This window comes from Brevundimonas diminuta ATCC 11568 (assembly GCF_000204035.1).
In the GTDB taxonomy this organism is placed as follows: domain Bacteria; phylum Pseudomonadota; class Alphaproteobacteria; order Caulobacterales; family Caulobacteraceae; genus Brevundimonas; species Brevundimonas diminuta.
Map to the genome: position 1 here is coordinate 1,895,964 of NZ_GL883086.1, position 4,627 is coordinate 1,900,590.

Annotated in this window: 6 protein-coding genes; 2 read left to right on the plus strand and 4 right to left on the minus strand. The window is 70.4% G+C overall.

The features are described from left to right. Positions 1 to 131: 131 nt before the first annotated feature. The gene (locus tag BDIM_RS13065; RefSeq protein WP_003166079.1) at positions 132 to 827 is read right to left on the minus strand and encodes a response regulator; all 696 of its coding nucleotides are present in this window, start codon (positions 825 to 827) and stop codon (positions 132 to 134) included. Between the two features lie 125 nt (positions 828 to 952). Between BDIM_RS13065 and BDIM_RS13070 the strand changes: the two genes are divergently transcribed. Further along, a complete protein-coding gene (locus tag BDIM_RS13070; RefSeq protein WP_003166080.1) occupies positions 953 to 1,999 on the plus strand; it encodes a hypothetical protein in 1,047 nt (348 codons plus the stop codon). A 14-nt stretch (positions 2,000 to 2,013) separates the two neighbouring features. On the opposite strand, the gene BDIM_RS13075 is transcribed toward BDIM_RS13070, so the two are convergent. From BDIM_RS13075 to BDIM_RS13085, 3 genes are all read right to left on the minus strand, one after another. Next, complete coding sequence (locus tag BDIM_RS13075) at positions 2,014 to 3,261, minus strand: cell wall hydrolase (protein ID WP_003166081.1); 1,248 nt, start codon at positions 3,259 to 3,261, stop codon at positions 2,014 to 2,016. Between the two features lie 74 nt (positions 3,262 to 3,335). After that, a complete protein-coding gene (locus BDIM_RS13080) occupies positions 3,336 to 3,812 on the minus strand; it encodes a Dps family protein (RefSeq protein WP_003166082.1) in 477 nt (158 codons plus the stop codon). A gap of 166 nt (positions 3,813 to 3,978) precedes the next feature. Continuing rightward, positions 3,979 to 4,341 carry a DUF6481 family protein gene (locus tag BDIM_RS13085; RefSeq protein WP_003166083.1) on the minus strand — a complete coding sequence of 121 codons (363 nt, stop codon included), beginning with the start codon at positions 4,339 to 4,341 and terminating at the stop codon, positions 3,979 to 3,981. Between the two features lie 28 nt (positions 4,342 to 4,369). On the opposite strand from BDIM_RS13085, the gene BDIM_RS18325 reads away from it, so the two are divergent. After that, positions 4,370 to 4,627: hypothetical protein (locus tag BDIM_RS18325; RefSeq protein ID WP_211205988.1), on the plus strand; the 258-nt coding region annotated here is incomplete at its 3' end.

A 4,627-nucleotide genomic window follows, 5' to 3' on the forward strand; every position in this document is an offset into this window, starting at 1 on the left:
GGCCAGCGTCACCCGTGCGGGCGGCGGAGCGGGAAAGGCCAGGGCGATGACGAAGGCGACCGTCAGACTCAGCAGGATAGCAGCGACGGTGAAGCCCGCCGCCAAGGTGCGAATGGACAGGCTGCGGATGCTCATCCCCGCACCGGCGTTCGGAAGCGATAGCCCGCCCCGCGCACCGTCTCGATCAACGGCGCCTGTCCCGGCCGGTCCAGCTTGCGCCGCAGGCGGCTGACCGCCAGATCGACCGCTCGGTCGAAATTCTCGGCCAGCGGCCCGTGGGTGTTCTCCAGAATCTGATCGCGGCTGAGGATGCGCCCAGACGATCGCAGGAAGGTCAGCAACAGGGCGAACTCGCCCCCCGTCAGCTCGACCGGCGCCCCCGCCGGATCGGTCAGGCGCCGCGTCTCGACCTCCAGCGTCCAGCCCTCGAAAATCAGCGGTCGATCCGTCGCCTCGTCCAGAAGGGCGGGGCGACGCAACACTGCGCGGACGCGGGCCAGGAGCTCGCGCGGCTCGAACGGCTTGGGCAGATAGTCGGCGGCCCCGACCTCCAGCCCGACGATGCGGTCGGTGGTCTCGCCCATGGCGCTCAGCATCAGCACCGGCGCCCGCCCCTGCAGCCGTCGACAGATCGACAGCCCGTCCTCGCCCGGCATCATCACATCCAGAACGACCAGGTCCGGCGCGGCCTCGGCCAGCCGCGCGTCCATCGCCCCGCCGCTGTCGGCGGTCCGCACGGCATAGCCGGCGCCCGACAGATAGTCCTGCAGCGCCGCCCTCAGGCTGGCGTCGTCATCAACGATCAGAATGTCGGCCGTCGCGTCCATGCTCCTCCTTTTCTTCTTCCCCCTTGTATCTCTCGTGTGTCGGAACGCCCTCGGCAAGCGCCCGCAGCCGACATGAAGGCGATACGAACGCCCACGAGCCTGTCTTCCCATCTTCGGAGACGCCCATGCTCGCCCTCGTCCTGCTGCTGACCTCGACCACTCCCTCCCCGGTCCCCGATTCGATGTGCGCCCGCGCTCTGCGTGCTGCGCCCGATCTCAGTTGCGCGGCGGCGGATCACGGCGTCGCCCTGGCCGCCTCGCCAGCGGAAGCGGAACGGCTGGCGAGCTATGCTCGCGCGGGCGAAGCCCGCTTCAGCACCCGCTTCGACCGCGACATCGCCCCCTATGTCGTCGTCTCGACCCCGCCCCTGCCCGACCGGGCCGCTCTGAACGCCGCGGGCTTCTCTCACATCCTGCCCTGGCCCGCGCCACGGGCGTTCGACGAGGCGGCGCGCCGCAGCATCGAACAAGGCGCGCGCCGTTTCGCCGCCTCCCAGAACATGAGCCCGGCCCAGACCGAGGAAGTCGTCGCCCGCGCCCTGTCCCAGATCCCCGACGCGAAAGCCCAGGCCGCGCTGGACGCCGGCATGGTCCCGCACGAACTGGGCCACCTGTGGTTCACCGCCGCCTTCTGGCCGGAACGGGCCGCGGCGGACGCCGCCCCGCGCCACTACGGCGGCCCCGGCCCCGACTGGCTGGACGAAGCCGCCGCCGTCATTCTGGAAAACGAGCCGACCGCCGCCCAGCGCCGCGACCACTTCCGCGCCCTGATGAAGGGCGAGGCGGTCCCCGCCGTCGGTCCCATCAACGGCCGCGCCATACTGCTGGACCTGCCCGGCTTGCTGGCGCGCGAGCATCCCGGTCTGGCGCGCGCCGTCGCGGTCGCGCCCGAACTGGCCGTCAAAGGCGGCGTCGGCGTCAGCTTCACCCCGGCGGGCGCCGGTCTTCGCCCGGCCGCGCTCGAGCGCGTCTTCTACATCCAGACCCGTGTCTTCGCCGACTATCTGATCCAGACTTCAGGCCGCCCGACCATCCTGGCCGAGATCGCTCAAGCGATGGCGGACGGACGCAGCTTCGAGGACTGGCTGGCGTCTGACGGCGCAGCCCATGGCCTGCCCTCGACCCTCTCCGCCCTCAGCGACGGCTGGCGAGACTACGCCTTAGGCGTTTAGGCGATCGCCCGTCCTCACCCCTGCGGCTTGCCGACCTCTTCGACCGCCATGGGGGTGACGCCCGCAGGCGGCGGGGCGGTCACGGTCACGCTGGAGACGGCGCCGCTCTCGAAGGCCTTGAGCCGTTCGTTGATGGCGGCGATCTCATCCTTGCCGGCCTGGCGGCGGCCGCCCAGGCTGGCGACGCCCACCACGCGGGTCTGGCCGTCGATCTCGACCGTGCGCAGTTCGCCCGACTTGGCGCCCTCCAGCGCCGCTTCCACGCTGTCGGCGGCCGTGGCCAGCAGGACGCGCGACTGGGCGAAGCGGGCCTCGTCGATCGACGGCTCGCGGCCGGAATAGGCGGTGACGAAAGCGGCCGTCTCTCCGGCCGCGCCCTTCCAGCGATAGAAGATGTGCGCCCCGACCTGGGTGATCTTGGCCAGGCTGGGCGACCACCAGGGATGGACGTAGTCGGCGTGGTAGTGGGTGGCCGTGCCCACGCGCTCGGACACATGGCCGTTCAGGGCGCGCGCCGCGACCCGCTCGGCCCGGTCCCAGGCCCAGCGCACCGGGCCCCGCGCCAGGGAGCCGTCGCAGGTGAAGCTGAACTGGCAGCCCGTGGTCCGCTCGGCGCCCTGATAGACGACGCCGCAGACGCTGGAGGGATAGTTGGGATCGCGCACCCGGTTCAGCACGACCTGGGCCACGCCCTCCTGCCCCTCGGTCGGCTCCAGCGCCGCCTCGTAATAGACCGCCTGGGTCAGGCAGCGCAGGGCGCGCTGCCGCGACACCTCGTCCGCCGGGCGGAACAGGAAGGGCCGCGCGGGCTGAAGCGCGCCCAAGGCGTTGGGCATGGCGGCGTTCAACTGCTGCGCCGCGACGCCCACCGCGCCCTGATCCAGGCTGGGCTTGCCGCCCAGGGTCAGGCTCTCCCAACCGGGGGTCAGGCCGTAAAGCTCGGGCAGGCCCAGAGCCGGGTCGTGCCGACGCGCGATCGCCAGTTGCCCCGCATCCATCCGCGCCGTCACCGCCGCCAGGCCGTCCGGCCCCAGGTCGCCGCCCGTGGCGCGGGCCACGGCTTCGGCGGTGCGGTCGATGTCGGGGCGCGGGGTCGAACTGGCCGACATGGCCACGCCCATCGCCGCCAGGGTCACGGCCATGGCGGCGGGCGCCGCTGCCACAGCCCGGCGTCCGGTCGTCTTCAGCGGCGTAAGGCGGCCGAGGTTCATGCGGTGTCCGTATAGCGGCGTCTGACGGCGCCGGAAATCAGCGATCTGCATGACCGCCCAATCCGGCGCTTTTCAGACGCGAAGATTACCGTTCCGTGAGGCGGAAGCGGCGATCTCCTCGCCGCTTAACGATCGCCCAGGCTGGAGCGCAGCATCCAGGCGGCCTTTTCGTGGGCAGCCAGACGCTGGGTCATCAGGTCGACCGAGGCCTCGTCCCCCACCTCGTCGGCGGCGTCCAGGGCCGCGCGCGCGGTCGAGATGACCACGCCGTGGTCCTTGATCAGCTCCTTGAGCATCTCGGACGCATCCTTCTCCGGATCGCCGTCCTTGATCGAGGTCAGATTGGCGAAGGCCGAGGCGCTCTGCGGGGCCAGTTCGCCCAGGGCGCGGATGCGCTCGGCGATGTCGTCCAGGGCGGCCCAGATCTCGCGGTACTGCTCTTCCAGCAGGTTGTGCAGGCTGAAGAACTCCGGCCCGCGTACGTTCCAGTGATAGCCGTGCGTCTTCAGATAGAGGGCGTAGCTGTCGGCCAGAGCCTTGGACAGTTCGCGCGCGACGTCGGCGCGTTCCTTGGGCTTGAGACCGGTGTCGATGGCGTTCATGACGGCTCCCGTTGGCAGTGCTGTGTGAAGATCAGCCTTGCAGTTAGGTCGCCGAACGCACGATCCAAGAGGTCGGCGGCGACGCGTCGCAGGAATCTTCGCCCCTGTAACGCGACGGCGGCTTGAGCGTTGCCCCTCCCGGTCAAGGAGGGGGCATGGCGCGTGCTTAGCGCTGGCGCGCCTTGCGGGCGGCGTAGCGCGCGTCGCGGGCCGCCTTCTGCTCTTCCTTGGTCAGTTGCTTGCGCTCCTTGCGGGCGGCGCGCTTGGCGGCGTCGACCTCTTCCTGGGCGGCCATTTCGGCGGCCAGGCGGGCGGCTTCCTTCTCAGCCTTCTCGCGGCGCGCCTCGGCCTTGGCCAGTTCGTGCTGCTGGCGGATCGCTTCCTTCTCGGCGGCGCGCTTTTCGGCGAGTTTCTCGAACTCGGGATCCTGAACGGTCGGCTTCGGCTTGAACCGGGCCAGCAGGGCTTGTTTGGCGTCTTTCTGGGCGGACAGGCGGTCGTTGAAGCCGGTGTTCTTGAGGTCGCGCATGCTGAGAGGCGGGTGTCCTTGATAGGGAATGGAGACGGCGAAAAAGGCCGATCGCCAGGGCGACGGCCGCAGATCGGGCCGGAAGGCGCATCTCGACGCGCTCGACCCGGCGCGAGGCCAAAGCCGAATTTCACGCCGAAATCAAGCTCTACGGCCCGTTTTCATGGGATTTAGCGGCGATGGGGCCGCCAGAACGCAGAATACGGCCGCTCGACGCGGCCGCATCCATGTCGATGAATCAGTGCGGCTTCTGGGCGTGGCCGACGGCCGCGCCGGCGGCGCCGCC

What these genes read in the sequence shown, in the direction of transcription:
- BDIM_RS13065 (WP_003166079.1), bottom strand. Translation starts at nt 827, where the DNA reads ATGGACGCGACGGCCGACATTCTGATCGTTGATGACGACGCCAGCCTG.
- BDIM_RS13070 (WP_003166080.1), top strand. Translation starts at nt 953, where the DNA reads ATGCTCGCCCTCGTCCTGCTGCTGACCTCGACCACTCCCTCCCCGGTC.
- BDIM_RS13075 (WP_003166081.1), bottom strand. Translation starts at nt 3,261, where the DNA reads ATGCAGATCGCTGATTTCCGGCGCCGTCAGACGCCGCTATACGGACAC.
- BDIM_RS13080 (WP_003166082.1), bottom strand. Translation starts at nt 3,812, where the DNA reads ATGAACGCCATCGACACCGGTCTCAAGCCCAAGGAACGCGCCGACGTC.
- BDIM_RS13085 (WP_003166083.1), bottom strand. Translation starts at nt 4,341, where the DNA reads ATGCGCGACCTCAAGAACACCGGCTTCAACGACCGCCTGTCCGCCCAG.